Consider the following 23,684-nt stretch of genomic DNA (forward strand, 5'->3'; position numbering starts at 1 on the left):
TTTCCTCTACCCCGTCGATCGGGGGAGAGGTGGCTCGGCGAAGCCGAGACGGAGTGGGGGTCGACCAGCGCTACATTGGACACCGTGTGGCCAAGCTGCCATGCACGCTATCGCCAAAGACCAGCCGCTTGTGTGCATGCCGCCCCGTTAACGGGAGAAAGAATCTGTCGTGGGCGGCGGCGCTCCAGTCGCCGCGGCCGGTATACCTGGTCTGGCAAGGCGGCCAGTTGGGCGTTCCCTGTCCAGAACTGTCAGCAGCAGCGGCGATTGACAGTTGCACCCGGCGGCATCCGACCTATATGAGATCACCTTTTCCAGCCGGCCGTATTTCAGCATGTCATCCATCATCTCGATCTCCGGTGTCACGAAAACCTATGCCACCGGCTTCAAGGCGCTGAAGGAAATCAATCTCGACATCGAGCGCGGCGAGATCTTCGCGCTGCTGGGGCCGAACGGCGCCGGCAAGACGACGCTGATCTCGATCGTCTGCGGCATCGTCAACCGCTCTTCAGGCACTGTCACGGTGGACGGCCACGACATCGGCCGCGACTACCGCGCCGCGCGCAGCCTGATCGGGCTGGTGCCGCAGGAGCTCACCATCGACGCCTTCGAGACGGTCTGGGCGACGGTGAACTACAGCCGCGGCCTGTTCGGCAAGGCGCCCAACGCGGCCTTTGTCGAGAAAGTGCTGCGCGACCTCTCGCTGTGGGACAAGAAGGATTCCAAAGCAATCACCCTGTCCGGCGGCATGAAGCGCCGGCTGATGATCGCCAAGGCGCTGTCGCACGAGCCGCGCGTGCTGTTCCTCGACGAGCCGACGGCCGGTGTCGATGTCGAATTGCGCCAGGACATGTGGGCGATGGTGCGGCGGCTGCGCGAGGACGGCGTCACCATCATCCTCACCACGCATTACATCGAAGAGGCCGAGGCGATGGCCGACCGCGTCGGCGTCATCAACAAGGGCGAGATCATCCTGGTCGAAGGCAAGGCCGAGCTGATGCGCAAGCTCGGCCGCAAGCAGATGAATCTGGAGCTGCGCGCGCCGCTTGCCGCCGTTCCGGACGGCCTGTCGCACTATTCACTGGAGCTGTCGGACGACGGCAACCAGCTCACCTACACCTATGACAACCAGAGCGACCGTCCGGGCGTCGCCTCGCTGATCCGCGACCTCGAGGCGGCCGGTGTCCAGTTCCGCGACCTCGACACCAAGAACAGCTCGCTCGAAGAGATCTTCGTCAATCTTCTGAGGCAAGAGCCATGAACCTGCGCGCGGTATGGGCGATCTACCGGGTGGAGATGGCGCGCGCCTTCCGCACGGTGCTGCAGAGCATCATCTCGCCGGTCATCTCGACATCGCTCTATTTCGTCGTCTTCGGCTCGGCCATCGGCTCACGCATCACCGAGATCGACGGCATCGCCTACGGCGCCTTCATCGTGCCCGGCCTGATGATGCTGTCGCTCTTGACGCAGTCGATCTCCAATGCCTCCTTCGCCATCTATTTCCCGAAATTCGTCGGCTCGATCTACGAGCTACTGTCGGCGCCGGTCTCCTATCTCGAGATCATCATCGCCTATGTCGGGGGTGCGGCGACCAAGTCGGTCATGCTCGGCCTGATCATCCTGGCCACCGCGGCGCTGTTCGTGCCGCTCAGGATCGAGCATCCGTTCTGGATGATCGCCTTCCTGGTGCTGACGGCGGTGACCTTCAGCCTGTTCGGCTTCATCATCGGCATCTGGGCAAAGACCTTCGAGCAGCTGCAGCTGGTGCCGCTCTTGATCGTCACGCCGCTCACCTTCCTCGGCGGCAGCTTCTATTCGATCCACATGCTGCCCGGCATCTGGAAGACGATCACGCTGTTCAACCCGGTCGTCTACCTGATCAGCGGGTTCCGCTGGAGTTTTTACGGCAAGGCCGACGTCTCGGTCGGCGTCAGCCTCGGCATGACGGTGATGTTCCTGGCGATCTGCATCGCGATCGTCGCGTGGATATTCAAGACGGGCTATCGGTTGAGGAACTGACGAGTTCCTCGCCCCACGAAGTGGGCTACGGCATGCACACCTTTCAAAGCGGCTGGTCTTTGGCGATAGTGTGCATGGCAGCTTGGCGCATGCATTGTCTAATGCAGCGCTGGTCGACCCCCACTCCGTCTCGGCTTCGCCGAGCCACCTCTCCCCCGATCGACGGGGTAGAGGAAAGGCGCCAAGCCTTTTACCGTCAATGCTCGTCCAGCAAGGCTCCCTTCCTTTCCCTCCGGAGGGGGAAAGGTGGCGCTGCGAAGCAGCGACGGATTGGGGGAACCACGTGGCAATCAAGCCTCAGGTCGATCAGTCACGCCAGTCACAGAAGATATGTGCATAGCGTAGACCAAGTGGGGAGAGGAAGCGCCTGCTCTAAACCGCCTTGATCAGCCGCAGCAGGCCGAGCATTTCCACGAAGGTCCCTTTGCGGAACGCGATATAGGTCGGCTCCTCGATGCCATGGAAGCGGCGCTTGAAGGCCGCCTGGCCCTGAAGGTTGAAGCGCGAGCGGTTGACCCAGGGCGAGTTGTAGGCGCGCTGGAAGGTGCCGCGCCAGAAGCCCGATTCGGCGAAGCCGCTCGGCTCGATGTCGAGCAGCGGCGAGAGGCCGAGCGTCACCTGTGAGACGCCCTCCTCGCGAAAGCGGTCGACGGCGAATTTGGTCAGGCCGATCTCGGCATGTGGCGTCGCATCGACCTGTTTGCGCTTGAAGGAGGTGGTGTAGCCGATGACCTTGCCATCGCGAAACAACGGGTCGAAATCGAGGATGGCGAGAAGCCGACCTTCAGGTCCGTGCAGGAGGAAGCGCCGCATGTCGGCGCCGATCTCTTCGGAAAAACGACGGTTGAGGAACCCCATTTCCCAGCGCTTGATGATGCGCTCCTTGCGCCAGTCGGCGGAAAGCTGCTTGATCTCGTCCTGCAGCCCGTCGCCCTTGTCCTCGGCGAGGGTAAAACCCTTCTTCGTCAGCCAGCGCTCGGAATAGCGCACGGTCTCGTTACGCTTGCCGGAAAAATCATGCGCAGGCAGCGGCAGCCTGGTGTCGATGCCGAGGCGATTGACCTGGTAGCCGAGGCCGGCGAGCACCTTGGCCGTGTCGGCGCCGACCTGGACGAACCAGGGGCCGCCGGCGGCTTCGACGAAGCGCTTGATATAGGCCGCGCGATCCGCCGGGTCGACCACAGGATCGCCCAGCGCGAAATGACGGCTCATCTTGGTGCCGAAGGCGATATAGCCGTCACCATCGCTGAAATAGGACAATTTCTGCTGCACGGCCGTCGAGTAGGCGAGCGAGAAATCGCCGTAACGGCGCACCAGCGCCAGGCGTTCGTCGTCCGTCAGGTCGCGTCGCGGGACCTTGGGCGCCACGGCGTCAAGAAGCCTGTCGAAATGGATGCGCAGGGGCGCCATGAGCTCCGCGTGCCAAGAAGTGATGACCTGCCGCCCTCAGGTCGCGAATCGCTGGCGACCGCTGCGGGCCGCGTGCGTCAACGCGATATAGGATGCAATTGACCGCGAATGAAGGGCAAACGTCCGAAGGCGGTGCTGTCGCTCATCGGCTGACATGCGAAAGATCGGCTTGACATTTTCCATACATTGTTATATATCAAATTATCAATATGCGACGAGGCTGCTATGGAAGACGTTCTCCGATCCCTCGGCTTTCTGTGCCTCGGCAGCCGGATGAAGCGTATAGGCGAGCAGTTGCAGGCCGACACGCAGCGCGTGCTCGATCGCCTGGACACGCGCATTCAGTCGAGCCAATACCCGCTGCTCGCCGCGCTCGACAGGCTGGGCCCGCTGCCGGTCGGCGAGCTGGCCCGATCCTTGGGCATCGCGCAACCGGGCGTGACGCGCAGCGTGGCGCTGCTTGCCGAACTGGGGTTGGTCGAGGTCAACCCTTCGCAAGACGACCAGCGTCGCAGGATCGTTTCGCTGAGCCGCAACGGCCGGCGTCTGGTCGACCAGGCGAAGCGGGAGATCTGGCCGAGCATCGAGAATGCCGTGGCGGATTTGTGCGCCGATCTTTCCGGGCCGCTGCTCGGCCAGCTTGCGGCAATCGAGGATCGTCTTGCCGCAACACCACTCCATCGCCGCGTCGAAAACACCAAGCTGGCCGCATCGTGAAACATGTTCTGGACCGCCCCATCTGGAGCGCGCTTGCAACGCGGCACCAGGCTTTCGCCGAAGGCGGCGACCTTGCCAGGCGATATCGTCCGTCGATCGTGCCTTTCGCTGCCACTGCCGCCGACGATGCGGACAGCCTGCAAGCGCTGACCTGGCTTCTCCCGTCGGGCGAAACAGCCGTCCTGGTTCAGGCGGATGAGATCGCCCTGCCGCCGGAAATCTCCACGATCTCGGCAGCGCCGCTGGTGCAGATGATCGCCGAAGCGCCGATGCCGGTGACTTCCGATGAGCGCATTCGGCAGCTGAAAAAAGACGATGCCGAGGAAATGCTGGCGCTCGCGTCTCTTACCAAGCCCGGTCCCTTCACGCTGGAGGCGCTGAGCCTCGGCGATTTCTGGGGCATCAGGATCGACGGCAGGCTGGCGGCAATGGCCGGCGAGCGCATGAAGCAGCCCGGATACTCGGAACTCAGCGGCGTGTGCACGCATCCGGATTTCCGCGGCGGCGGCCTTGCCCGCCTGCTGTCGGTGTTCGTCGCCGGCCGGATCGCGGCATGCGGCGAGGTTCCATACCTGCACGCCTATGAGAGCAACGCTGCGGCGATCAGGCTTTACGAGTCCATCGGCTTCCGCTTGAGAAGCAAGATCAACATGGCCATGGTTCAACGCGCGGAGTAACGAAAGGAAGGATTTGATCGAAATCCTCCCTCTCGACGTCTCGGCTACAAGAGGTCACACGGCGATCTTGCCGCCGCCCTGCTTCGTGATCACAACGACGGACGGCCGCACCGGCATGTCCGGCTTGAAGTCCGGCCAGCGGGTCGACGGGTCCTCGTAGTAGGACGGGCGGCCGAACCCTTCCCAGTCCTCGCCGCCGTCGCCCGGATGCTGCACGGCGACGAAAGCTGTCTGGTCATCCGGCGCGAATAGCGGGCCGCACATTTCGGCGCCGATCGGCACGCGGAAGAACAGTTTCGACGTTGCCCGCGCGGCACCCTCGGTATCGACCGCCCAGAGACCGTCGGTGCGGCCGGTGGCCTTCGGGCCCTGGCCGTCGGTGGCGACCCACAGGCGCCCGGCGGAATCGACGGCGCAATTGTCCGGCATGCCGAACCAGCCATGGGCGGTGGTCGCGGTCGAGAAAGTGGCGCCGACATCGGCAACGGACGGATCGCCGCATTTCAACAGCACTTCCCATTTGCCCTTGGTGGCGGCGAAATCGCCGCCGTCCTCGACGATCTCGATGATGTGGCCGAAAGCGTTCTCGGCGCGCGGATTGGCGGCGTCGACCTGCTCGGCCTTGCGCTTGGAATTGTTGGTCAGCATGACATAGACCTTGCCGTTGCCGGCATTGGGCTGGATGTCCTCCGGCCGGTCCATCTTGGTGGCGCCGAGCAGGTCGGCGGCGCGGCGCGTCTCGATGAGAACGTCGGCCTGGGAAGCAAAGCCGTTCTCCGCCGTCAGCGGACCTTGACCGAAAACGATCGGCATCCATTCGACCGAGCCGTCCTCGGCGAATTTGGCCACATGCAACGTGCCGTCATCGAGCAGGTTCATGTTGGCGGCGCGGTCATTGGGGTTGAACGTGCCGGCGGTGACGAATTTGTAGACATAGTCGAAGCGCTCGTCGTCGCCGAGATAGAAGACGACGCGGCCGTCCTTGGCGACGATTGATTCGGCGCCCTCATGCTTGAAGCGCCCCATGGCGGTGCGCTTCTTCGGGGTCGAGTTCGGATCGTTGACGTCGACCTCGACGATCCAGCCGAAGCGATTGGGCTCGTTCGGCTCCTTGGCAAGATTGAAGCGGTCGTAATGCGCGCCCCACTCATAGGCGCCTTCCGGAATGCCGAGGCGCTTGTAATTGGCCGCTTCCCTGTGGCCTTCCGGCAATTCGCCCGAGAAATAGCCGTGGATGTTCTCCTCGGCCATCACATAGGTGCCCCAGGGCGTGACGCCGCCGGCGCAATTGTTGACGGTGCCGATGACCTTGGTACCGGACGGGTCCGCATTGGTCTTGACGCGGTCATGGCCCGCCACCGGGCCGGAGAGCGCCATCTCGGTGGTCGACATGATGCGGCGGTTGAGCTTGCCGTCGCGCACCACTTGCCATTTGCCGCCTTGCTTGCGGATCTCGACGATGGTGCCGCCATGCGCGGCCATCTCGACATCGACCTGCTCCTTGGAGAGCGGCGCCACCTCGGCCTTCTTCTTGCCGTCCTTCTCGACGACCGAGACGATGCCGGGGAACATCAGATGCGGATTGGTGTATTCGTGGTTGACGACCAGAAGGCCGTGCTCGGCCGAGCCGTCGATCGGAATATAGCCGACATAGTCGTTGTTGTAGCCGAACTGTCTTGCCTGGGCTTCGGCCGACTGCTTCAGCGGATCGAAGTCGGGGGAATCGGCAAACAGCGGATCGCCCCAACGCAACAGCACGTCGGCGTCATAGCCGGGCGCGACATGGTGCTTGTCGTCGATGCCGGCTTCGAGCTCGTCGAACTTGAAGGCCGAAGCCTCAGCGGCGCGCGCCTCGTCGGCCGCAATCAGCGCCAGCGGGCTGACGGTGGCGGCGATGGCCGACACGGCCAGCGACCCCATGAGAAAGCCGCGGCGCGAGAAACGCGCGGCGATGATCTCGCCCATGGTGCTGTTGTCGGTCGGGTTGACCGGCGGGCCGTCATTTTCCTCGAGCTGGCTGGTCCGGAAACGGGTCTCAGGGGTCACGGTCATGAGTTGTCCTCTGGCTTCTTGAGTGGCTGGGGATTTTGACCCTTCGACCCCTAAAGCGCGCCGATCACATTTTCGTGACACTGCCGTGATTGAACCGCAATAGTTGTTTGCCGGCTCGCGGCGGCTTTTGCGACACCCGGCTTCAGTCCCTTGAGCGCCTGCGCTTGGCTGTGGTCAGCTTGACGACATCGCCCGCTTCGGAAACAAGGGCTGGCCGGCGTGGCGACGGCGCTTCAAAAGGGGATGGCGGGTGAGTTTCTGGGGACTGGCGCAGCTCGGCATTTCGACCGCGATATTCCTGCTGGCGGCGATGGCGGCCAAGCAATGGGGGCTGGCGCCGAGCTTGACCAAGCTGCTTTTGACGCTGGCGCTCTACTCGGCCGGCAATCTGATCATGCTCAGGCTGGTGCGCGAATTCGGCATGTCGGTGTCGTTCAGCCTGTCGGCGGTGATCCAGCTTGTCGCGGTCAATGTCGTGGCGATCGCCTTTTTCGGCGAACGGCTCAATGCCTTGCAGGCGATCGGCATGGTGCTGGCGATCGCCGCGGTCGCGCTGATCACGCTCGGGCCCTATATCCAGCGGCTGTAGCTGGACCCGAGGGCCCGAATGAAATCGACCGCCAACGCGCTCCTCAACAAGTTGGAATTCCCGGTGCTGCTGGCCGGGCTGGTGATTGCCGGCGGGCTATGGGGCCTGGTGGAACTCATCGAACTGGCGCGCGCCACGACCCCGCACGCCTTCGACACGGAAATCCTGCTCGCCTTCCGCCATGCCGGGCAGCCGGACAGTCCGATCGGCCCGCTTTGGCTGGAGGGCGCGGTGCGCGATGTCACCGCATTGGGCAGCACCGCTGTGCTGGTGCTGATCACGACGGCGACCATCCTCTATCTGCTCTTGATCCGCAGACCTTCGACAGCGCTGTTCATGTTCGCGGCGGTGGCGGGCGGGCAAGTGCTTTCGAGCCTGCTCAAATTCGAGGTCGACCGGCCGCGGCCCGATCTCGTCTCGCATCTCGTCAGCGAGACGTCGCTGTCCTTTCCGAGCGGCCACGCGATGCTGTCGGCGGTAACCTATCTGACGCTCGGTTCCCTGGCGGCCCGCTTCCTGCCTGACCGCAGGACGAAGGTCTTTGTGCTTTGCCTCGCCGTGCTCACCACCGTGCTGGTCGGCGCCAGCCGCATCTATCTCGGGGTGCACTGGCCGTCCGATGTGCTTGCCGGCTGGTGCGCAGGTTTTGCCTGGGCCATGCTGTGCTGGCTTGCGGCGCGGCTGCTGCAGCGACGCAAGGTCGTTAAGGATAGCGAATAACCGATGTCTCATCTACATTAAATGACGCTTGAAACATCACTATGCTTGTATTACCCGTTGATATCGCAGACTCAGACAAAGGTTCTGGCCGATGATCACTGCTGCGCAGATGCGCGCCGCAAGGGCGTTGGCCGGTATCGACCAGCGAACGCTTGCCGAGCGCGCCGGCGTCTCGCTTCCGACGATACAGCGCATGGAAGCGAGCGAGGGCGTCGTGCGAGGCGTCGTCGACACGCTGATGAAGGTCATCCATGCCCTCGATGAGGTCGGGGTGGAATTGATCGGCGAGAACCAGACCAGCGAACGCGGCGGCAGGGGCGTGCGCCTCAAGGCCACCGCGGCGCAGAACCCGCAGGGCTGAGCCGCAACCGTGTCCGTCTCGGGAACCGTTGCCGGTTTTCGGGCAGCGATGCGGCGTCGCAACGGTTTTATCGCGACGGCGACCGCCGACATCCAGCCGACGATCCCGCCGCCCTGTGGAGCGGAAGCAGTTCATGGATCAGGCGGGGCGGGCAATTCACCACCAAGCACGGCCGACCTTCGCCGAGCTGTTTACACCAAAGCTGGTGACGGTGCTGCGCGAGGGCTACCACCTCAAGCAGCTGAGGGCCGATGTGATCGCCGGCCTGACGGTCGCCATCGTGGCGTTGCCGCTGTCGATGGCGATCGCGATCGCCTCGCATGTGGAGCCCGAGCGCGGACTGTTTACGGCGATCATCGGCGGTTTCATAGTCGGCGCGCTTGGCGGCAGCCGTTTCCAGATCGGCGGGCCCGCTGGCGCCTTTATCGTGGTCGTGGCCTCGACGGTCGACCGGCACGGTGTCGACGGGCTGATCCTGGCAATGCTCATGGCCGGCGTCTTCCTGCTCGCGGCCGGCTATCTGAGGCTCGGCGCCTATGTGAAGTTCATTCCCTATCCGGTGACGGTGGGTTTCACCGCGGGCATCGCCGTCATCATCCTGTCCAGCCAGTTGCACGACCTGTTCGGCCTGACGCTGCCGGGCAAGGAGCCAGGCGACCTGCTGCCGCGGCTTATCGCGCTCGGCAAGGCGGCCCGAACGGCAAACCCGGCGGCCATTGCGCTCGCCGCGCTGACGATAGGGATCATCGTGGCCATGAAGCGCTGGCGCCCTTCGTGGCCGGGCCTCCTGATCGCGGTGGCGGCGGCCTCGCTGGCGACGACGCTTCTCGGTCTTCCCGTAGAGACGATCGGAACGCAATTCGGTGGCATTCCGCGGATGTTGCCGGATCCGGCTCTTCCGGCGCTGGATGCGCAGAAGCTCGTCTCCGTGGTGCCCGACGCAATTTCCTTCGCTCTGCTCGGAGCAATCGAATCGCTGCTTTCCGCCGTGGTCGCGGACGGTATGACCGGACGACGGCACCGCTCCAACTGCGAACTGGTGGCACAGGGCATCGCCAATATCGGCTCGGCGCTGTTCGGCGGGATCTGCGTGACTGGACTGATCGCGCGCACGGCGACCAACATCCGCGCGGGCGCGCATGGACCGTTGTCGGGAATATTCCATTCCGCCTTCCTGCTGCTGTTCATGCTGGTGGCTGCGCCGCTTGCCAGCTACATCCCGCTGGCGGCGCTTGCCGGGGTGCTGGCCACGGTGGCCTGGAACATGGTGGAGAAGCCCGCCTTCCTGGCGCTGATCCGATCGTCCTGGGGCGACGCCCTGGTGCTTCTGGTCACCTTCGGACTTGTCATCTTCCGCGACCTCACCACCGGCATCGTGGTCGGCTTTGCGCTGGGCGCTCTGCTGTTCATCGGGCGGATGGCGCGTTCGGTCGAGGTGGAGGCACATGTCCCGCCGGTGACGGAGGACCGCGCCGACGCCGCAAATGGCGGGCGCGTTGCCTATGACCTCGCCGCCGCCACCGATCCGGATACCGTCATCTATCGCATATCGGGGGCGTTCTTCTTCGGCGCTGCGGCAACGATCGCGACCGTGCTGGACCGTATCGCCGACCAGCACAGGAACTTCATCCTCGATTGCTCGGCTGTGCCCTTCCTCGATTCGACCGCGGCAAACGTCATCGAAAGCACGGCGAACAACGCAAGGCGCGCCGGAGGACGCTTCATCATCGCGGGCGCCTCGTCGCAAGTCAGGCGCACCCTGATAAGCCATGGCGTCAAGCGGCCGCTGGTGACCTATGCAGCCTCGATCCGTGACGCGCGGGCGCAACTGGACGGAAAAGCGGAGACGGCGTAGGCGCCCTCGCTCAAACGGCCGCTTCGATCGGCTCGGCAAGCTTGGGGCTGGCTCGTGCGGCGATCAGGCAGCCGGCGACGATGAGACATGCGCCTGCCAGCGTGGTCCAGGTCACCTTCTCACCGAAGAAGAACCAGCCAAGCGCGATCGCCCAGATGAAGGCCGAGTATTCTGTCGGGATCAGATATTGCGCTTCGGCACGGGCGTAGGACCAACTCATCAGGAACTGGCCGGCGAGCGACAGCATCGCCACGCCTGCCAAGGGAAGCCAAAGTTCTCTCGGCAGCGCAACCGCAAGCCAGGGCGCCGCGCAACCAAGGATGATCCCGACGAAGATATTCTGGAACAGCATGATCTCGACCGGCTTGGCCAGAAGTGCCTGTCGTCGAGCGAGGATCAGATTGTAACCGTAGAAGACCGTCGATACGAGCACGGCGACCGTACCCCAAAGCGCATCCTGCGAATGGCCTGCCTGCCCGAACTGGCCGGCCAGTATGATCAAGACGCCCGCGATGCCGGCCAGCGACGCCCACACCGCCTGCCGCCTTATGCGCTCGCCCAGCAGCAATGCGGCGAGGAAAAGTGCAAACAACGGCGCGACGAAGCTCAGGCCTATGGCTTCGGCGAGCGGCAGCCTGGCGAGACCCCAGAAGAACGAGACTAGGACGATGCCGACAATGACGGCGCGCAGCGCATGCAGACCGAGCACCGGGAGGGTCGGTTTCGAGCGTGGCCCCGTCGACCAGGCCGCGCCCGCGACCACGATCGCGACCATGCTGCGCCATAGCACCGTATTGTAGACGCCGACCGCGATGACCAGCGACTTCATCGCCGCATCCATGCCCGACAGCAGGAAGATCGCCAGCGCGCAGACGAGCACCGGGATCGTCGGTGAAACGGCGCCGTTCAGGCTGGATGTCTTCACGGCTTTGCTCACATGACGGATTGCCGCCGAATAGTCCGGAGCGGGCGGCGAAACCAGATGGCAGCCGCCACCGACATGGCGGTCCAATACCGAGCGGCGAGGCGAAAAACTCCTCGCCGCTGCAGTGCCGAGATGCGAGACGCTGTCCCGCCGGCGTTGCAATGCTTCTCCGCCGGACATGTTCAATCCAGGGACAGCGCCGCGACCTCGCCCTCGCCCATCAACGGCACATAGATGGTCGCCTTGCCGTCCGTGCCGATATCGGCGCTGCCCGGCTTGAAGGTCGCTACCACCGTCGGCACGCCGCCGGGCTTGTAGCTGTAGAGCGTGCCGGTCATGTAGGCGGTGGCGTAGATGGTGTCGCCAATGGCGATGACGCCGTCGAGATCGGCGAATTTTTGGGCGCCGGGCAGCGGCGTGACCTTCTTTGTGGCAAGGTCGACGGACAGCAGGCCGCCGGGCTCGGCGGTGCTGAAATCGGTCCTGTTGATGCCCTTGCCCCAGGACGCGACGATCAGCCTGCCGCCATCGGCGAACACGCCATTCGGCGAGGCGAGCAGCGCATCCTTGACGAACAGCTCCGGCCTGTCGCCGTCGATGCGGTAGATCGTGTCGGCCAGCATGTCGCTGACATAGACCTTGCCGGCACTGTCGGCGGTCATGTCGTTGAGAAAAATGGCGCCGGGCACATCGATGGTCTCGACCAGTCTGCCGCTGGCGAGATCGACGACGCGCACCTTGGTGATGTCGGCGGCGTAGAGCTTGCCGCCGGCGATCGCCATGCCCTTGGGCGCGTCCATGCCATCCACCCAGCGGCGAGAGACGACCTTGCCGTCCATCGACAAGAGCGACAAATAGCCATTGCCGTCCGCCGCGCCGGGATTGCCGACGATGTTGGAGACGACGATGCGGTTGTGGGCGGCATCGACAAGCGCGGATTCCGGCTGCTCGAAGCCGGTGGCCCGCCAGAGCTCGCCGGCCTGCACGGCGGACACGGAGATGGCGGCGAAGACGGTTGAAGCGATGAGGTGTTTCATGGGGTGCTCTCCGGTGATGACGGCAGAGAGCTAGGGTTTTCGATACTTTCCTGGAAGCCGGAACGAGGCTAGTATCGCGGTTCAATACGAATTCGCGCGAACGAGGTGCAGTCCATGAATGGTCCGATCTTCGAGGCGCTGAAACGGACGTTGAAGGCCAAGGGCCTGACCTATCGGACGCTGGCCGAGCGCATGGGCGTTTCCGAGCCGACGGTGAAGCGCATCTTCCATGAGAAGAACTGCAAGCTCGACCGGCTGATGGAGATCTGCGCCGCCGCCGATGTCGAGCTGGAGAACGTGCTTGGCGCTATGAACCGCGGGCCGGGTCCTGCCAACCGCATCGCGCCGGAGATCGAGCGCCGGCTGGCGGCGCGGCCGGCGCTGCTCTTCGTCTTCGTCATGCTGTCGGAGAAGTTCACGCCCGAAGGCATCATGCGCTCGCAAGGCCTGAGTGAAGCTTCGATGTTCCTCTATTTGCGCGACCTCGAGGAGCTCGGGCTGGTGGCGCTGGGGCGCGGCCTGTCGGCAAGGCTACTGGTCGACGCGCCGATCCAGTGGGATTTCGAGGGGCCGCTGAAGCCGCATTTCGAGATGACCAACAAGAACTTCATCGGCTGGGCGATCGGCCATATGGAGCAGGCCGCGACCTTCATCAGCTTTTCCCGGCGGATGCGGCCCGAAACGGCGGAAATGCTGCGCCGCGAGGCCGAGGAGCTCGCCGAACGTGCCAGGCTGCTTGCCCATCACGACCAGCACACCACGCCCGAGGACCAGCTCACCGGCTACAAATGGACCTTCGCCTTCGGCGCGACGCCGTTTCCGGCGATCATGCCGATCGGGCCGCATCCGAGGGATGCGGGCGCCAGGGCGGCGAAGGAGAAACGGGCGTTGCCGGCGTAGCGCCTTCTCCTTCTCCCCTTGTGGGAGAAGGTGGATCGGCGCGCAGCGCCGAGCCGGATGAGGGGTGTTCCAGCTTGGCCGAAGCGCTCGTCCAAAGCCGCAATCGCCAACGCCTCGTTCCCTGGAGCACCCCTCATCCGGCCGCTTCGCGGCCACCTTCTCCCACAAGGGGAGAAGGGGACACGCCGCGCTAAGCCGCCTTTGCTTCTTCCTGCGGTCCGGCGAGATCATCGCGCGCCTTGCGGGCCAATCTCCTGGCCGAGCGCTTGGGGCTGTCGCCGAACAGCTCGGCGGCATCCGCAAGGCAGGCCTTGGCCAGGCTCTTTTCGGCACGTTTCAGCAGCTTGCGCAGAAGCTTCGTCTCGTCGGCGGGGCCGAGCGGCTCGCCTTCGGCGTCGAGCAGGGCGCAGATGACGAAGACGTCGTGCAATTCGCCGAGCTGCTCGCCGAGCCTGTCGACCGCCTTGCGGCGCGCCTTGATCGGCGTCGGCCACAGGCGGCCGAGCAGCGACAGATGCATGGCGTGGGTCTTTGCCGCCTTGCGCAGGTCGTGAAAATCGTCGGCTGCGCCGCGTGATTCCGCCTTGTCCAGCGCCTTCTTCGCTCGCCGCAAGGTGGCGCGGGCGCCCTCGGCCAATATATCGGCCGCCTGCTCCGGCTGGTCAGGCAAAGTCAGCCTGTCGATGCGCTCCAGGCCTTCCCGGCATGCGGCGATCGCCGCATTGATGGCCGCGTCGAGGCTCGGACCGGCGTGGAGCTCGTGCTGGCGCAGCACCAGCCGCTCGCGCACGGGGTCGAGACCGCCGCCTGCCGATTGTTCCGGAAAGGCATCGGCCAAGCGGTCGACGGTCTCGATCAAGGCGGTCGCCTCGCGCGGGCCGGCCAGCAGCGCCGACACCTGCTTATAACACTCGTTCTCGGTCTGGCAGAACGGTTCGTCTCCGGAACGAACCAGGCGCAGCAAGGCGCGCACGCTTTTCAGCCGCTTGCGACATTTGTGCAGTCCCTGCTCCGGTTTCTCGCGCGCCATCTCGAGATGAGCGACTGCCTTGCCGATCTCGTCGGCCAATATGCGCCTGACCTCGCCGGTCAGCGGCAAGCGCGGATCGATGCGGAAGCTCATGCGGCGATCTCCGGAATCTCCCCGAGGGCCAGCGACGCGTTGTAAAACCTCGACTCGCCGGTGACCTCGCGACCGAGCCAGTCGGGCAGCATTTCGTCAGATACGTCCTCCGGCGTCTCCAACTCCGCGATCACCAGCCCCGCGAGCTTGCCGCCGAAAACATCGACTTCATAGAGATAGCCGCGGTGTCTAACATGGTGGCGTGTCTTCTCGATGACACGTCCGACGGCGAACGCCATCAATTCCTCGGCCTCGGCAAGCGGGATCGAATATTCGAATTCGTCCCGCTCGCGCGCCCTGTCGCCGAACTTCAGCGTCAGCTTGGCGGAGCGCCCGTCGCTGATGCGCACCCGCACCGTGCGGCCGGGCTGCGCGGCGACATAGAATTGACGAATGCGGATTTCCGCCTCGACCTCACCGCGCCAGGCGGGACTGGAGACCAGGAATTTGCGCTCGACTTCCTTGCTCATGGCCGGGCACTAAAGCCTGTGAGGCCCGGGAAGGCAAGCCGAGCTGGAGTCAAATTTGACTTTAATCAATCGATTGATTAAAGTGCAGGCATGAACAAACGATCAATCGCAAGAAGGCCACAGCGCGAGGTCGGCACCGCCGATCAAACGCGCGCGGCGCTTGTCCACGCGGCGCTCAGGCTGTTCGGGCGGCAAGGTTTCGACGGCACCTCGACGCGGGAGATCGCGGCCGAGGCCAAGGCCAATATCGGCTCAATCGCCTATCACTTCGGCGGCAAGGAAGGCCTGCGCGCCGCCGCCGCCGACTTCATCGTCGACACCATCCAGGGGATTGCCGGCCAGGCGCTGGGCGGCGTGCAAGCAGCGGCTCCCCTGGACCCGGAAGCAGCCCGGGCGCAGCTTTTCGCGGCGCTCGAGCGGATGGTGGGTTTCGTCGTGGCCAGTCCGCAGGCCGGCGAGATCGTACAATTCGTACTTCGCGAGCTCTCGCATCCGACCGCCGCGCTCGACCGCATCTATGCCGGCGTGTTCGAGCCGACGCACCGGCGGCTGTGCCAGGTCTGGGAACAGGCGACCGGCGAGCCGGCCGAGAGCGAAGCGACCAAGCTCACCGTCTTCACCATGATCGGCCAGGTCATCTATTTCCGCATCGGCCGCGAGGCGGTGATGCGCCGGATGGGCTGGCACGACATCGGCAATGAAGAGGCCGCCAAGGTGGTGGCGGTCGCAACCGACAACCTCAGGGCAATGCTGGCCGCGCGGGGGGCCGCCGGCAAGAAGGGCAAATCATGAGCTTTCTTTGTTCGCTGCCGCTCGCGGCCCAATTGTTCGGCGCCTGCGCGCCGGCCGCACCTTTGGCCGTCGGCTATGTCGAAGGCGAATATGTGCTGATGGCGCCGATCGAAGTGGCCCAGGTGGCGACGGTGTCGGTTCGGCGCGGCGACCGCGTTGAGAACGGCACGGCGGTGGCGACGCTGGAAGACGCCGACGCCAAGATCGAGGTTGCGCAGGCTAAAGCCGCGCTTGCGCAGGCGCAGGCGCAGCTTGCCGACCTTCAGGTCGGCAAGCGCCCCGAGGAAATCGCCGTGCTCAAGGCCGAGGTCGACATGGCCAAGGCCCAGGCAGCCGACGCCAAGCGCAAATACGACCGCGCCAGCGACCTCTACAAGCGCGGCACCGGCACCCAGGCCGATTACGACACCGCCTCGGCTTCGCTGGAGACCGCCAATGCCCAGGTCGGCCAGGCGGAAGCCAATCTCGCCGTCGGCAATCTGCCGGCGCGGGCCGAGACCATCAAGGCCGCCGACAACCAGGTCAAGCAGGCGCGGTCGACCCTTGAGCAGGCCGAGTGGCGGCTGTCGAAGCGGGTGCTGGCGGCGCCCTCGCCTGGCCGCGTCAACGACGTCATCCGCAATCCAGGCGACACAGCCGGGCCGACCGCGCCGGTGATCTCGATGCTGCCGGACGGCGCCGTGAAGCTCAGCGTCTATGTGCCCGAAAGCGCGTTCTCGGCGGTCAAGGTCGGCACCGAGCTCAACGTCCGTTGCGACGGCTGCGGGACGGGACTGAAGGCACGCGTCAGCTATGTCTCGCCCGACCCCGAATTCACGCCGCCGGTGATCTACTCGCTGGAGAACCGGCAGAAGCTGGTCTATCTCGTCGAGGCGCGGCCGGAGGGCGATGCGGGACCACTGCAGCCCGGTCAGATCGTCGATGTCGATTTTGCGGATCTCGGGCAATGAACGCCATCGACGTTCGCGGCCTGGTCAAGCGCTTCGGCGACAAGACCGTCGTCGACCATGTGACGATGACGGTCGCCGAAGGCGAGATCGTCGGCTTCCTCGGGCCGAACGGCTCGGGCAAGACGACGACCATCCGCATCATGTGCGGGCTTTTGACGCCGGACGAAGGCGACGGCACGGTGCTGGGCTTCGACATCCGCACCGACGCGCTCAAGATCAAGCGCGAAGTCGGCTACATGACGCAGAAATTCTCATTCTACGAGGATCTGACGATCGGCGAGAACCTCGAATTCGTGGCGCGGCTCTACCGGCTGAGGCCGGTCGAGGAGTATGTCTCGCGCACGCTTCAGGATCTCGGCCTGGCCAGCCGCCGCAACCAGTTGGCCGGCACGCTTTCCGGCGGCTGGAAGCAGCGGCTGGCGCTGGCCGCCTGCATCATGCACGAGCCGAAGCTGCTTCTGCTCGACGAGCCGACGGCCGGCGTCGATCCGAAGGCGCGACGCGAGTTCTGGGACGAGATCCATCGCCTCGCCGGCGGCGGGCTGACCGTGCTCGTCTCCACCCACTACATGGACGAGGCCGAGCGCTGCCACCGCATCAGCTACATCTCCTACGGCAAGATGCTCGCCACCGGCACCGTGGACGAGGTGGTGAAGAATGCCGGGCTGACCACTTTCGTCTTGCAGGGGCCGCGGCTCGACCAGGTGGCCGAGGCGCTGCAAGGCAGGCCCGGCGTCGACCAGGTGGCGCCGTTCGGCGCGACGCTGCATGTCGTCGGCTCCGACAAGGCGGCGCTCGAAAAGGCGCTGGCCGACGTCGAGAAGGAACACAAGGGCGTCACCGTGAAGCCAGGCGAGACCAGCCTCGAGGATGTGTTCATCCAGTTCATGGCCGGCTCGAAGGACAATATGGCATGAAAGCGGTCTTCTCCTTCGCCAGGCTGGGCGCGCTGCTGACCAAGGAATTCATCCAGATGCGGCGCGACCGCATCACCTTCGCCATGATGCTGGGAGTGCCGCTGATCCAGCTGGTGCTGTTCGGCTATGCGATCAACAACGACCCTAAGAGCCTGCCGGCCGCGCTTGTGGCGACCAGCAGCGACCCCTATACGAGGGCGATGGTCTCGGCGCTGCAGACCACCGGCTACTACCGCTTCGACCATGTCGCGCAAAGTGCGGCGGAAGCCGAGTTCCTGATGGCGCGTGGCGACGTCTCCTTCGTCGTCACCATCCCCGCCGATTTCGCCCGCCGCGTCGAGCGCGGCGACAACCCGCAGATCCTGATCGAGGCCGACGCCACCGACCCGGCGGTCGCCAGCGGCGCGATCTCGACGCTGAGCACCGTGGCCGGCCAGGCGCTGCTCAGGGCACAGGGCACCGAGGAAACGGCCAAGGAGGCGGCGCGCGGCCAGCTCGATGTCGTCGTGCACCGGCGCTACAATCCCGAAGGCATCTCGCAATACAACATCGTGCCCGGCCTGCTCGGCGTCATCCTGCAGATGACGATGGTGATGATGACTTCGATCGCGCTGACGCGCGAGACCGAGCGCGGCACGATGGAAAACCTGCTGGCCATGCCGTCGAGCCCGCTCGAGATCATGATGGGCAAGGTGCTGCCCTACCTGGTGGTGGGCGCGGTGCAGGTGGTGGTGGTGCTGGCGGCGGCGAAGCTGCTGTTTGCCATTCCCTTCATGGGGTCGCTGTCGCTGCTGCTGTCCACCGTGCTGGTGTTCGTGCTGTCGCTGGTGCTGCTCGGCTACACGATCTCGACGATCGCGCGCACGCAGATGCAGGCGCTGCAACTCACCTTCTTCTTCTTCCTGCCCTCGATCATGCTGTCGGGCTTCATGTTCCCCTATCGCGGCATGCCGGGCTGGGCGCAGATCTTTGGCGAGATCTTCCCGTTGACGCATTTTTTACGCATCACCCGCGCCGTCATGCTGAAAGGGGCAGAGCTGCCGGCGGTGGCGACGGAAGTCGGCTGGCTGGTCGTGTTCGTGGCATTGTTTGCCGGCGTGGCGCTGGTGCGGTTCAGGCGCACGCTGGATTAGGGTCAAAACTAATGGTTGGGAGCGCCCGAATTAAACCGAAATCGGACCTAAGCGCGTTCTCCAAAGACATAGACAATGAGGAGAAGAGTGCCGAAGGAGCCGAGGCTGCCAATTACTGCAGCGAATAGAAGATAGCGCAGATGTTTGAATTCGCTTTGGACGAAGATGCCACTAGCTCGGCTATTCTTGCGTGCAGCTCGCTCCCAAAATGGAAGCCCCCTTTCATCGGGCTTTGTTGCGAGCGCTTCCGTTTTTGTCAGGCTGAGATAGATACCGCAAAGCATTCCCACAAAGCTGACGAGAAAGACAGCAACACCGGCCCCCAACGCAAGATGGACGAGCAATGGTTGTCCTTCCATGACGAGCTGCATATTCTCCTAGACCTTGATCGTGCTATCTCTGCTATCCTAATGGGCTTAACATCCGCTTTCCACTCATCGCGGCCGTTTGCGGCAACCGGGTGATCCTTTTCATCCGGATACGGCTGCGTCCAATCAGACGGCACCCAATCGCGGAACCAAGTCGCCACCGCTAAGCCGCCGCCATGATCTCCGCATAGGTGCCGAAATCGACATTGCCGCCGGATAGGATCACGGCAACGCATTTGCCGGCAAGGTCGATCTCGCCGGATGAGAGCGCGGCAAACGCGACGCAGCCGCCGGGCTCGACCACCAGCTTGAGATAAGCCATCGCGTCACGCATCGCCTGGGCGGCGGCCTTGTCGGAGACGGCGATGGCGCCGGCGAGATTCCGGCGGTTGATCTCGAAGGTGATGGCGCCCGGCTCGGCGGTGAGCAGCGCATCGCAGATCGAGCTGTGGCCGGGCTCGTTCGCGACCCGCTCGCCCTTGGCCAGCGAGCGGCGCGTGTCGTCGAAATGCTCGGGCTCGACCGCCCAGACTTGCGTGCTCGGCGAAGCGTCCTTGACCGGGACGGAAATGCCGCTCGACAGGCCGCCGCCGCCGCAAGGAACGACGACGGCGTCGAGGGCCACGCCGAGCGCTTTCGCCTGCTTCATTAGCTCCAGGCCGATCGTGCCCTGGCCGGCGATGATGGCAGGATCGTCGAAGGGCGGCACCAGCACCATGCCCTTTTCGATATAGGGGCGAACGACCGCCATGCGGTCGTCCTTGTAGCGATCGAACGGCACCACTTCGGCGCCCATCTTGCGGACATTGCCAACCTTGAGCGCCGGTGCATCGGCCGGCATGGCGATCACCGCCTTAACGCCGAACATGGCGGCCGAGGCCGCCACCCCTTGCGCGTGGTTGCCGGAGGAGAAGGCGACGACGCCCCGGCCGCGCTCTTCCTCGCTCAGGGTAGACAGCTTGTTATAGGCGCCGCGAATCTTGAAGGAGCCGGTTCGCTGCAGCGTCTCGGGCTTGAACAGAATGCGGCCGCCATAGCGCTCGTTTAGCTCTGGCGATTCGATGAGCGGCGTTTCGACGATCAGGCCGGAAAGCCGCTCGGCGGCGGCGCGGATGTCGGAGATGCCGGGCAGGGTGAGCATGATGGGCCTCGCGGGATGATCCCCGTCATGGTGCACGCAAACCGAGGCGTCGCGCCAACGAAAAAATGTGATGGAGACAAGGTTTTGGAAGATGCGCCAGCGGCTGTCACCTTCGTCATTCCAGGGCGGAGCAAGGAGCGGAGCGACGCGCGCAGACCCTGGAATCCATGCCGTGACGTCCGTGACGCGCGAAAGCGGACCAGAATTGGGTCGCCTTTTACAGCGAATTTGGAACGATTGTTCTGCACCGCCGCATTCTACGGCAGAAGTCACGGCATGGATCCTCGGGTCAAGCCCGAGGATGACGAAAGCGCAGGTTCACCCCAGCAGCGTCTTCGTCCTTTTGCTGCCGCCCAGCTTGCGCCAGGAGTTGAAGCGGTGGGTGGCGGCGGCGAAGGATATCTTCATCTGCTGGGAAACCGTGTAGCGCGACTTGCCTTCGTCGAACATGCGGTAGCAGCACTCGGCGCCTTCCTCGGTCAGCTTGCCGTCCGGTGTCTTGTTGTGCGGGTTGGCGGGGTCGAATTTGTCGAGCTGTTCCTCGACAAGACCCTTCAGGCGCTGCAGGTCGGCCTCGATGCTGGCGATGAGATCGAGAACCGGCTTGGCGTCAAATGCGTGCGGGGGCTTCTTGTCCGTCATGCCGGGCGTCCTTCAATTTCGGTGGCGGTCAGTTATATAGGCAAACATTCGGCAATAATGAAGGGTTTGGCCTCGCGCGATCAGCGTTCGCGCGCCCGCAGCCCGCGCCGTTGGCAATTGACCTTCAACTGCCAAGATCATAGTTTAGAACAATTCTAAACTAGAGTGATCCCATCATGCTTTCCCGTGTTTTCGGCTTCGGCCGCCGTTCCTTCGATTCGCTTTCGGAGCAGGAGATCCTGGCGCTGGCGATCTCTTCCGAGGAGGATGACGGACGCATCTACCGCGCTTATGCCGATGGCCTGGCGCAGGACTTTCCGCAATCGGCAAAAGTGTTCGAGGCGATGGCCGAGGAAGAGGACGGCCATCGCGATTCGCTCATCGAGCTTCACCGCAAGCGCTTCGGCGAGCGCATCCCGCTGATCCGGCGCGAGCATGTGAAAGGCTATTTCGAGCGCAAGCCGGACTGGCTGGTGAGGCCGCTCGGCATCGAGCATGTGCGGCGGCAAGCCGAGGAAATGGAGCGGCAGGCCTATCGCTTCTATGTCGAGGCGGCCAAGCGTACCACCGACGCCTCGACGCGCAAGCTGCTCAATGACCTCGCCGCGGCCGAGCAGGGTCATGAAAGCTCGGCGCATGAATTGGAACAGCAGCATGTGCCGGGAACCGTCAAGGTGGAGGAGGCGACGGCCGAGCAGCGCCAATTCATCCTCACCTATGTGCAGCCCGGGCTGGCCGGGCTGATGGACGGCTCTGTGTCGACGCTTGCGCCGATCTTCGCCGCGGCGTTCGCCACGCACGACACCTGGCAGACGCTCCTGGTCGGCCTCGCCGCCTCGATCGGCGCCGGCATCTCGATGGGTTTCACCGAGGTCGCCTCCGACGACGGCAAACTGTCGGGGCGCGGCTCGCCGATCAAGCGCGGGCTGACGGTCGGCCTGATGACTTCGCTGGGCGGCCTCGGTCACGCGCTGCCCTATCTGATCCCGCATTTCTGGACGGCCACTGCCGTGGCGGCGGTGGTGGTGTTCTTCGAACTCTGGGCGATCGCTTTCGTGCAGAACCGTTACATGCAGACCCCCTTCTGGCGCGCCGCCTTCCAGGTGGTGCTGGGCGGCGCGCTGGTGTTCGGGGCGGGCGTGCTGATCGGCAATGCGTAGCGCCGGCGCTCTCCTTCTCCCACAAGGGGAGAAGGGGGAGCCTACCCATTCACCTCGCGGCTATCCTGCGGCGCCTCGGCCCTTTCCTCCATCCCGTAGTCGCGCATGACATGGGCGATGCGCAGACGGTAGCCGGCAAAGATGCCGCCGCGCCCGGCTTTCTGCGCCTGCCGGTGCTCCTCGGTGTTGCGCCAGGCCTTCACCGCTTCCTCGTCGCGCCAGAAGGACAGCGACAGCACCCGCCTGGGGTCGGTCAGGCTCTGGAAGCGCTCGACCGAGATGAAGCCGTCGATGCTCTCGAGCAGCGGCTTAAGCTCGGCGGCGATGCCGAGATAGGCATCGCGCTTGCCTTCCGCCGGCTCCACCTCGAAGATGACAGCGATCATGTCTCGACCCCTTCCTTGACAACCACGTCGGTGCGAAAGACCTGTCTCGGCCCGTGCGGCCCGGACACCAGCTTCAGGAAGACGCGGTCTTCCTTCAAGATGAATTTCTCGCGCCGCGCGAATTCATAATTTGCCTTGCCCGCCGGGTCGGCGGCAAGCCGGGCGCGATAGCCTTCATAGGCCGCGAGGCTCTCGATGTTGTAGGCGGCATAGGCCGTGGTGGCGGAGCCTTCATGCGGGGCATAATAGCCGATCAGGTCGGCGCCGCAGCGCGGAATGGCCTGGCCCCAGGCCCGCGCATATTGCTCGAAGGCCGCCTTGCCGAACGGGTCGATCTCGTAGCGGATAAAGCAGGTGATGGTCATGTCGGTCTCCTCGTCGGCTGGTTTTGGACGACGACGGTTCGACCGCGGTCGAAACATCGCTTGCGCCTTTGTGCTAGGCATTCTCCTGTCAGGAGAGTCTGCCGCGCTGCTTGAGCCGACCGCAGAATAGTGCTTCCCTGACAGGAATGCTTCGATGAGGATCGAACCATGCGTGAAGGACCCGACATCGCCCGCATCGCCAGCCTGGTCGGCGACCCGGCCCGCGCCAACATGCTGAACGCCCTGATGGGCGGTACGGCGCTGACGGCGTCGGAACTGGCGCTGGAAGCCGGCGTGTCGCTGCCCACCGCTTCCTCGCATCTGTCGAAGCTGATGGATGGCGGGCTGCTCACCTTGGCCAGCCAGGGGCGACACCGCTATTACGGTCTCGCCGACGCGCAGGTGGCCGGCATGATCGAGGCGATCATCGGCGTCGCCGAAGCGGTCGGCCCGAAGCGCGTGCGGCCGGGACCGCGCGACGCGGCCATGCGCGTGGCGCGAGTCTGCTACGATCACCTGGCCGGCGAGCAGGCGGTTACGATGCTCGACCGGCTGCTCGACAGGAAGCTTTTGCTGAGCGACGACAACCAGATCAGGCTCTCGCCGTCCGGCGCCGCGCATTTTTCCGCGCTCGGTATCGAAACCCAGGCCAAGGCGCGGCGGCCGGTTTGCCGCGCCTGCCTCGACTGGAGCGTGCGGCGATCGCACCTCGCCGGCACGCTTGGTGCGGCCATCCTCGACAAGATCATCACCGAGAAATGGGCGCGGCGCGAGAAGGACAGCCGCGCCGTGGTGTTCTCGCCGACGGGCAAGCAGGAGTTTGAGCGGGTGTTTCTCTCCTAGGCGGGCAATTTCGCGATGCTGGCGGGACAGCATGGCAGCTTGGCGCATGCATTATCTAATGTAGCGCTGGTCGACCCCCACTCCGTCTCGGCTTCGCCGAGCCACCTCTCCCCCGATCGACGGGGTAGAGGA

At 64.4% G+C, this 23,684-nt stretch carries 26 protein-coding genes; 15 read left to right on the forward strand and 11 right to left on the reverse strand.

The genetic code is table 11. The features are described from left to right. Positions 1-334 precede the first annotated feature (334 nt). Together LB525_RS27995 and LB525_RS28000 are read left to right on the forward strand one after the other, a co-directional pair. Positions 335-1,261, forward strand: coding sequence for an ABC transporter ATP-binding protein (locus tag LB525_RS27995; protein WP_095770129.1), 927 nt, complete (start codon positions 335-337; stop codon positions 1,259-1,261). Next, positions 1,258-2,019: an ABC transporter permease gene (locus LB525_RS28000; RefSeq protein ID WP_140845276.1), complete on the forward strand. Its 762-nt coding sequence runs from the start codon at positions 1,258-1,260 to the stop codon at positions 2,017-2,019. Before LB525_RS27995 ends, LB525_RS28000 begins: the two co-directional genes overlap by 4 nt. 372 nt (positions 2,020-2,391) lie before the next feature. Here LB525_RS28000 and LB525_RS28005 read toward each other — a convergent pair whose 3' ends face one another. Continuing rightward, complete coding sequence (locus LB525_RS28005; RefSeq protein WP_224549668.1) at positions 2,392-3,429, reverse strand: phosphatidylglycerol lysyltransferase domain-containing protein; 1,038 nt, start codon at positions 3,427-3,429, stop codon at positions 2,392-2,394. Between the two features lie 225 nt (positions 3,430-3,654). Here LB525_RS28005 and LB525_RS28010 point away from each other — a divergent pair, with 225 nt between their 5' ends. Both LB525_RS28010 and LB525_RS28015 read left to right on the forward strand, forming a co-directional pair. Then, positions 3,655-4,146: a MarR family winged helix-turn-helix transcriptional regulator gene (locus LB525_RS28010; protein ID WP_224549679.1), complete on the forward strand. Its 492-nt coding sequence runs from the start codon at positions 3,655-3,657 to the stop codon at positions 4,144-4,146. Continuing rightward, a complete protein-coding gene (locus LB525_RS28015; RefSeq protein ID WP_224549681.1) occupies positions 4,143-4,823 on the forward strand; it encodes a GNAT family N-acetyltransferase in 681 nt (226 codons plus the stop codon). Before LB525_RS28010 ends, LB525_RS28015 begins: the two co-directional genes overlap by 4 nt. A gap of 54 nt (positions 4,824-4,877) precedes the next feature. On the opposite strand, the gene LB525_RS28020 is transcribed toward LB525_RS28015, so the two are convergent. After that, on the reverse strand, positions 4,878-6,875 hold the full coding sequence (locus tag LB525_RS28020; RefSeq protein WP_224549684.1) for a PhoX family protein: 1,998 nt from the start codon (positions 6,873-6,875) through the stop codon (positions 4,878-4,880). A gap of 250 nt (positions 6,876-7,125) precedes the next feature. Between LB525_RS28020 and LB525_RS28025 the strand changes: the two genes are divergently transcribed. From LB525_RS28025 to LB525_RS28040, 4 genes are all read left to right on the forward strand, one after another. After that, positions 7,126-7,464 (forward strand): hypothetical protein, encoded by a 339-nt coding sequence (locus LB525_RS28025; protein ID WP_224549686.1) that lies wholly within the window; start codon positions 7,126-7,128, stop codon positions 7,462-7,464. 18 nt (positions 7,465-7,482) lie between these two features. Beyond that, positions 7,483-8,184, forward strand: a complete 702-nt coding sequence (locus LB525_RS28030; RefSeq protein WP_224549698.1) for a phosphatase PAP2 family protein — start codon at positions 7,483-7,485, stop codon at positions 8,182-8,184. 91 nt (positions 8,185-8,275) lie between these two features. Continuing rightward, positions 8,276-8,545 (forward strand): helix-turn-helix domain-containing protein, encoded by a 270-nt coding sequence (locus LB525_RS28035; protein WP_224549700.1) that lies wholly within the window; start codon positions 8,276-8,278, stop codon positions 8,543-8,545. A gap of 133 nt (positions 8,546-8,678) precedes the next feature. Next, positions 8,679-10,400, forward strand: coding sequence for a SulP family inorganic anion transporter (locus tag LB525_RS28040; protein ID WP_224549702.1), 1,722 nt, complete (start codon positions 8,679-8,681; stop codon positions 10,398-10,400). Between the two features lie 10 nt (positions 10,401-10,410). Here the strand turns inward: LB525_RS28040 and LB525_RS28045 are convergent, their stop codons facing one another. Both LB525_RS28045 and LB525_RS28050 read right to left on the reverse strand, forming a co-directional pair. Next, a complete protein-coding gene (locus LB525_RS28045) occupies positions 10,411-11,337 on the reverse strand; it encodes a DMT family transporter (protein ID WP_224549733.1) in 927 nt (308 codons plus the stop codon). A 170-nt stretch (positions 11,338-11,507) separates the two neighbouring features. Next, positions 11,508-12,362, reverse strand: a complete 855-nt coding sequence (locus LB525_RS28050) for an ATP/GTP-binding protein (RefSeq protein WP_224549704.1) — start codon at positions 12,360-12,362, stop codon at positions 11,508-11,510. 114 nt (positions 12,363-12,476) lie between these two features. Here LB525_RS28050 and LB525_RS28055 point away from each other — a divergent pair, with 114 nt between their 5' ends. Continuing rightward, entirely contained in the window at positions 12,477-13,262 is a 786-nt protein-coding gene (locus tag LB525_RS28055; protein WP_263492924.1) for a helix-turn-helix domain-containing protein, read from the forward strand. Positions 13,263-13,452: 190 nt separating this feature from the next. On the opposite strand, the gene LB525_RS28060 is transcribed toward LB525_RS28055, so the two are convergent. Then, positions 13,453-14,385, reverse strand: coding sequence for a CHAD domain-containing protein (locus tag LB525_RS28060; protein WP_095770119.1), 933 nt, complete (start codon positions 14,383-14,385; stop codon positions 13,453-13,455). Beyond that, positions 14,382-14,855: a CYTH domain-containing protein gene (locus tag LB525_RS28065; protein WP_224549708.1), complete on the reverse strand. Its 474-nt coding sequence runs from the start codon at positions 14,853-14,855 to the stop codon at positions 14,382-14,384. Before LB525_RS28065 ends, LB525_RS28060 begins: the two co-directional genes overlap by 4 nt. 90 nt (positions 14,856-14,945) lie before the next feature. Here LB525_RS28065 and LB525_RS28070 point away from each other — a divergent pair, with 90 nt between their 5' ends. Genes LB525_RS28070 through LB525_RS28085 form a run of 4 tightly spaced genes read left to right on the forward strand, consistent with a single transcriptional unit; the run spans position 14,946 to position 18,647 of the window. Next, entirely contained in the window at positions 14,946-15,647 is a 702-nt protein-coding gene (locus LB525_RS28070) for a CerR family C-terminal domain-containing protein (RefSeq protein WP_224549719.1), read from the forward strand. After that, positions 15,644-16,597, forward strand: a complete 954-nt coding sequence (locus LB525_RS28075) for an HlyD family secretion protein (RefSeq protein ID WP_224549721.1) — start codon at positions 15,644-15,646, stop codon at positions 16,595-16,597. The genes LB525_RS28070 and LB525_RS28075 overlap by 4 nt, the downstream gene beginning before the upstream one ends. After that, a complete protein-coding gene (locus LB525_RS28080) occupies positions 16,594-17,514 on the forward strand; it encodes an ABC transporter ATP-binding protein (protein WP_095770115.1) in 921 nt (306 codons plus the stop codon). Before LB525_RS28075 ends, LB525_RS28080 begins: the two co-directional genes overlap by 4 nt. Further along, entirely contained in the window at positions 17,511-18,647 is a 1,137-nt protein-coding gene (locus LB525_RS28085) for an ABC transporter permease (protein ID WP_224549723.1), read from the forward strand. The genes LB525_RS28080 and LB525_RS28085 overlap by 4 nt, the downstream gene beginning before the upstream one ends. 47 nt (positions 18,648-18,694) lie before the next feature. Here the strand turns inward: LB525_RS28085 and LB525_RS28090 are convergent, their stop codons facing one another. The 3 genes from LB525_RS28090 to LB525_RS28100 form a co-directional block, all read right to left on the reverse strand. Continuing rightward, complete coding sequence (locus tag LB525_RS28090; RefSeq protein WP_224549725.1) at positions 18,695-19,018, reverse strand: hypothetical protein; 324 nt, start codon at positions 19,016-19,018, stop codon at positions 18,695-18,697. A gap of 160 nt (positions 19,019-19,178) precedes the next feature. Further along, entirely contained in the window at positions 19,179-20,156 is a 978-nt protein-coding gene (locus tag LB525_RS28095; RefSeq protein ID WP_224549727.1) for a threonine/serine dehydratase, read from the reverse strand. Between the two features lie 318 nt (positions 20,157-20,474). Continuing rightward, the gene (locus LB525_RS28100) at positions 20,475-20,798 is read right to left on the reverse strand and encodes a hypothetical protein (RefSeq protein ID WP_095770189.1); all 324 of its coding nucleotides are present in this window, start codon (positions 20,796-20,798) and stop codon (positions 20,475-20,477) included. A gap of 176 nt (positions 20,799-20,974) precedes the next feature. Between LB525_RS28100 and mbfA the strand changes: the two genes are divergently transcribed. Beyond that, positions 20,975-21,958, forward strand: a complete 984-nt coding sequence (gene mbfA / locus LB525_RS28105; RefSeq protein WP_224549729.1) for an iron exporter MbfA — start codon at positions 20,975-20,977, stop codon at positions 21,956-21,958. A 41-nt stretch (positions 21,959-21,999) separates the two neighbouring features. Here the strand turns inward: mbfA and LB525_RS28110 are convergent, their stop codons facing one another. Next, on the reverse strand, positions 22,000-22,344 hold the full coding sequence (locus LB525_RS28110) for an antibiotic biosynthesis monooxygenase family protein (protein ID WP_140847106.1): 345 nt from the start codon (positions 22,342-22,344) through the stop codon (positions 22,000-22,002). Then, a complete protein-coding gene (locus LB525_RS28115; protein WP_224526185.1) occupies positions 22,341-22,709 on the reverse strand; it encodes an NIPSNAP family protein in 369 nt (122 codons plus the stop codon). Before LB525_RS28115 ends, LB525_RS28110 begins: the two co-directional genes overlap by 4 nt. 168 nt (positions 22,710-22,877) lie before the next feature. On the opposite strand from LB525_RS28115, the gene LB525_RS28120 reads away from it, so the two are divergent. Then, positions 22,878-23,552, forward strand: coding sequence for an ArsR/SmtB family transcription factor (locus tag LB525_RS28120; protein ID WP_224549731.1), 675 nt, complete (start codon positions 22,878-22,880; stop codon positions 23,550-23,552). The last annotated feature ends 132 nt before the right edge of the window (positions 23,553-23,684 follow it).

This window comes from Mesorhizobium sp. CA16, from assembly GCF_020165175.1.
GTDB lineage: Bacteria > Pseudomonadota > Alphaproteobacteria > Rhizobiales > Rhizobiaceae > Mesorhizobium.

Coding starts and splice junctions, on each gene's coding strand:
- LB525_RS28020 (WP_224549684.1), bottom strand. CDS start 6,875: ATGACCGTGACCCCTGAGACCCGTTTCCGGACCAGCCAGCTCGAGGAA.
- LB525_RS28060 (WP_095770119.1), bottom strand. CDS start 14,385: ATGAGCTTCCGCATCGATCCGCGCTTGCCGCTGACCGGCGAGGTCAGG.
- LB525_RS28100 (WP_095770189.1), bottom strand. CDS start 20,798: ATGACGGACAAGAAGCCCCCGCACGCATTTGACGCCAAGCCGGTTCTC.
- LB525_RS28065 (WP_224549708.1), bottom strand. CDS start 14,855: ATGAGCAAGGAAGTCGAGCGCAAATTCCTGGTCTCCAGTCCCGCCTGG.
- LB525_RS28085 (WP_224549723.1), top strand. CDS start 17,511: ATGAAAGCGGTCTTCTCCTTCGCCAGGCTGGGCGCGCTGCTGACCAAG.
- LB525_RS28115 (WP_224526185.1), bottom strand. CDS start 22,709: ATGACCATCACCTGCTTTATCCGCTACGAGATCGACCCGTTCGGCAAG.
- LB525_RS28080 (WP_095770115.1), top strand. CDS start 16,594: ATGAACGCCATCGACGTTCGCGGCCTGGTCAAGCGCTTCGGCGACAAG.
- LB525_RS28090 (WP_224549725.1), bottom strand. CDS start 19,018: ATGCAGCTCGTCATGGAAGGACAACCATTGCTCGTCCATCTTGCGTTG.
- LB525_RS28075 (WP_224549721.1), top strand. CDS start 15,644: ATGAGCTTTCTTTGTTCGCTGCCGCTCGCGGCCCAATTGTTCGGCGCC.
- LB525_RS28110 (WP_140847106.1), bottom strand. CDS start 22,344: ATGATCGCTGTCATCTTCGAGGTGGAGCCGGCGGAAGGCAAGCGCGAT.
- LB525_RS28120 (WP_224549731.1), top strand. CDS start 22,878: ATGCGTGAAGGACCCGACATCGCCCGCATCGCCAGCCTGGTCGGCGAC.
- LB525_RS28050 (WP_224549704.1), bottom strand. CDS start 12,362: ATGAAACACCTCATCGCTTCAACCGTCTTCGCCGCCATCTCCGTGTCC.
- LB525_RS27995 (WP_095770129.1), top strand. CDS start 335: ATGTCATCCATCATCTCGATCTCCGGTGTCACGAAAACCTATGCCACC.
- LB525_RS28035 (WP_224549700.1), top strand. CDS start 8,276: ATGATCACTGCTGCGCAGATGCGCGCCGCAAGGGCGTTGGCCGGTATC.
- LB525_RS28095 (WP_224549727.1), bottom strand. CDS start 20,156: ATGCTCACCCTGCCCGGCATCTCCGACATCCGCGCCGCCGCCGAGCGG.
- LB525_RS28000 (WP_140845276.1), top strand. CDS start 1,258: ATGAACCTGCGCGCGGTATGGGCGATCTACCGGGTGGAGATGGCGCGC.
- mbfA (WP_224549729.1), top strand. CDS start 20,975: ATGCTTTCCCGTGTTTTCGGCTTCGGCCGCCGTTCCTTCGATTCGCTT.
- LB525_RS28005 (WP_224549668.1), bottom strand. CDS start 3,429: ATGGCGCCCCTGCGCATCCATTTCGACAGGCTTCTTGACGCCGTGGCG.
- LB525_RS28070 (WP_224549719.1), top strand. CDS start 14,946: ATGAACAAACGATCAATCGCAAGAAGGCCACAGCGCGAGGTCGGCACC.
- LB525_RS28030 (WP_224549698.1), top strand. CDS start 7,483: ATGAAATCGACCGCCAACGCGCTCCTCAACAAGTTGGAATTCCCGGTG.
- LB525_RS28040 (WP_224549702.1), top strand. CDS start 8,679: ATGGATCAGGCGGGGCGGGCAATTCACCACCAAGCACGGCCGACCTTC.
- LB525_RS28055 (WP_263492924.1), top strand. CDS start 12,477: ATGAATGGTCCGATCTTCGAGGCGCTGAAACGGACGTTGAAGGCCAAG.
- LB525_RS28010 (WP_224549679.1), top strand. CDS start 3,655: ATGGAAGACGTTCTCCGATCCCTCGGCTTTCTGTGCCTCGGCAGCCGG.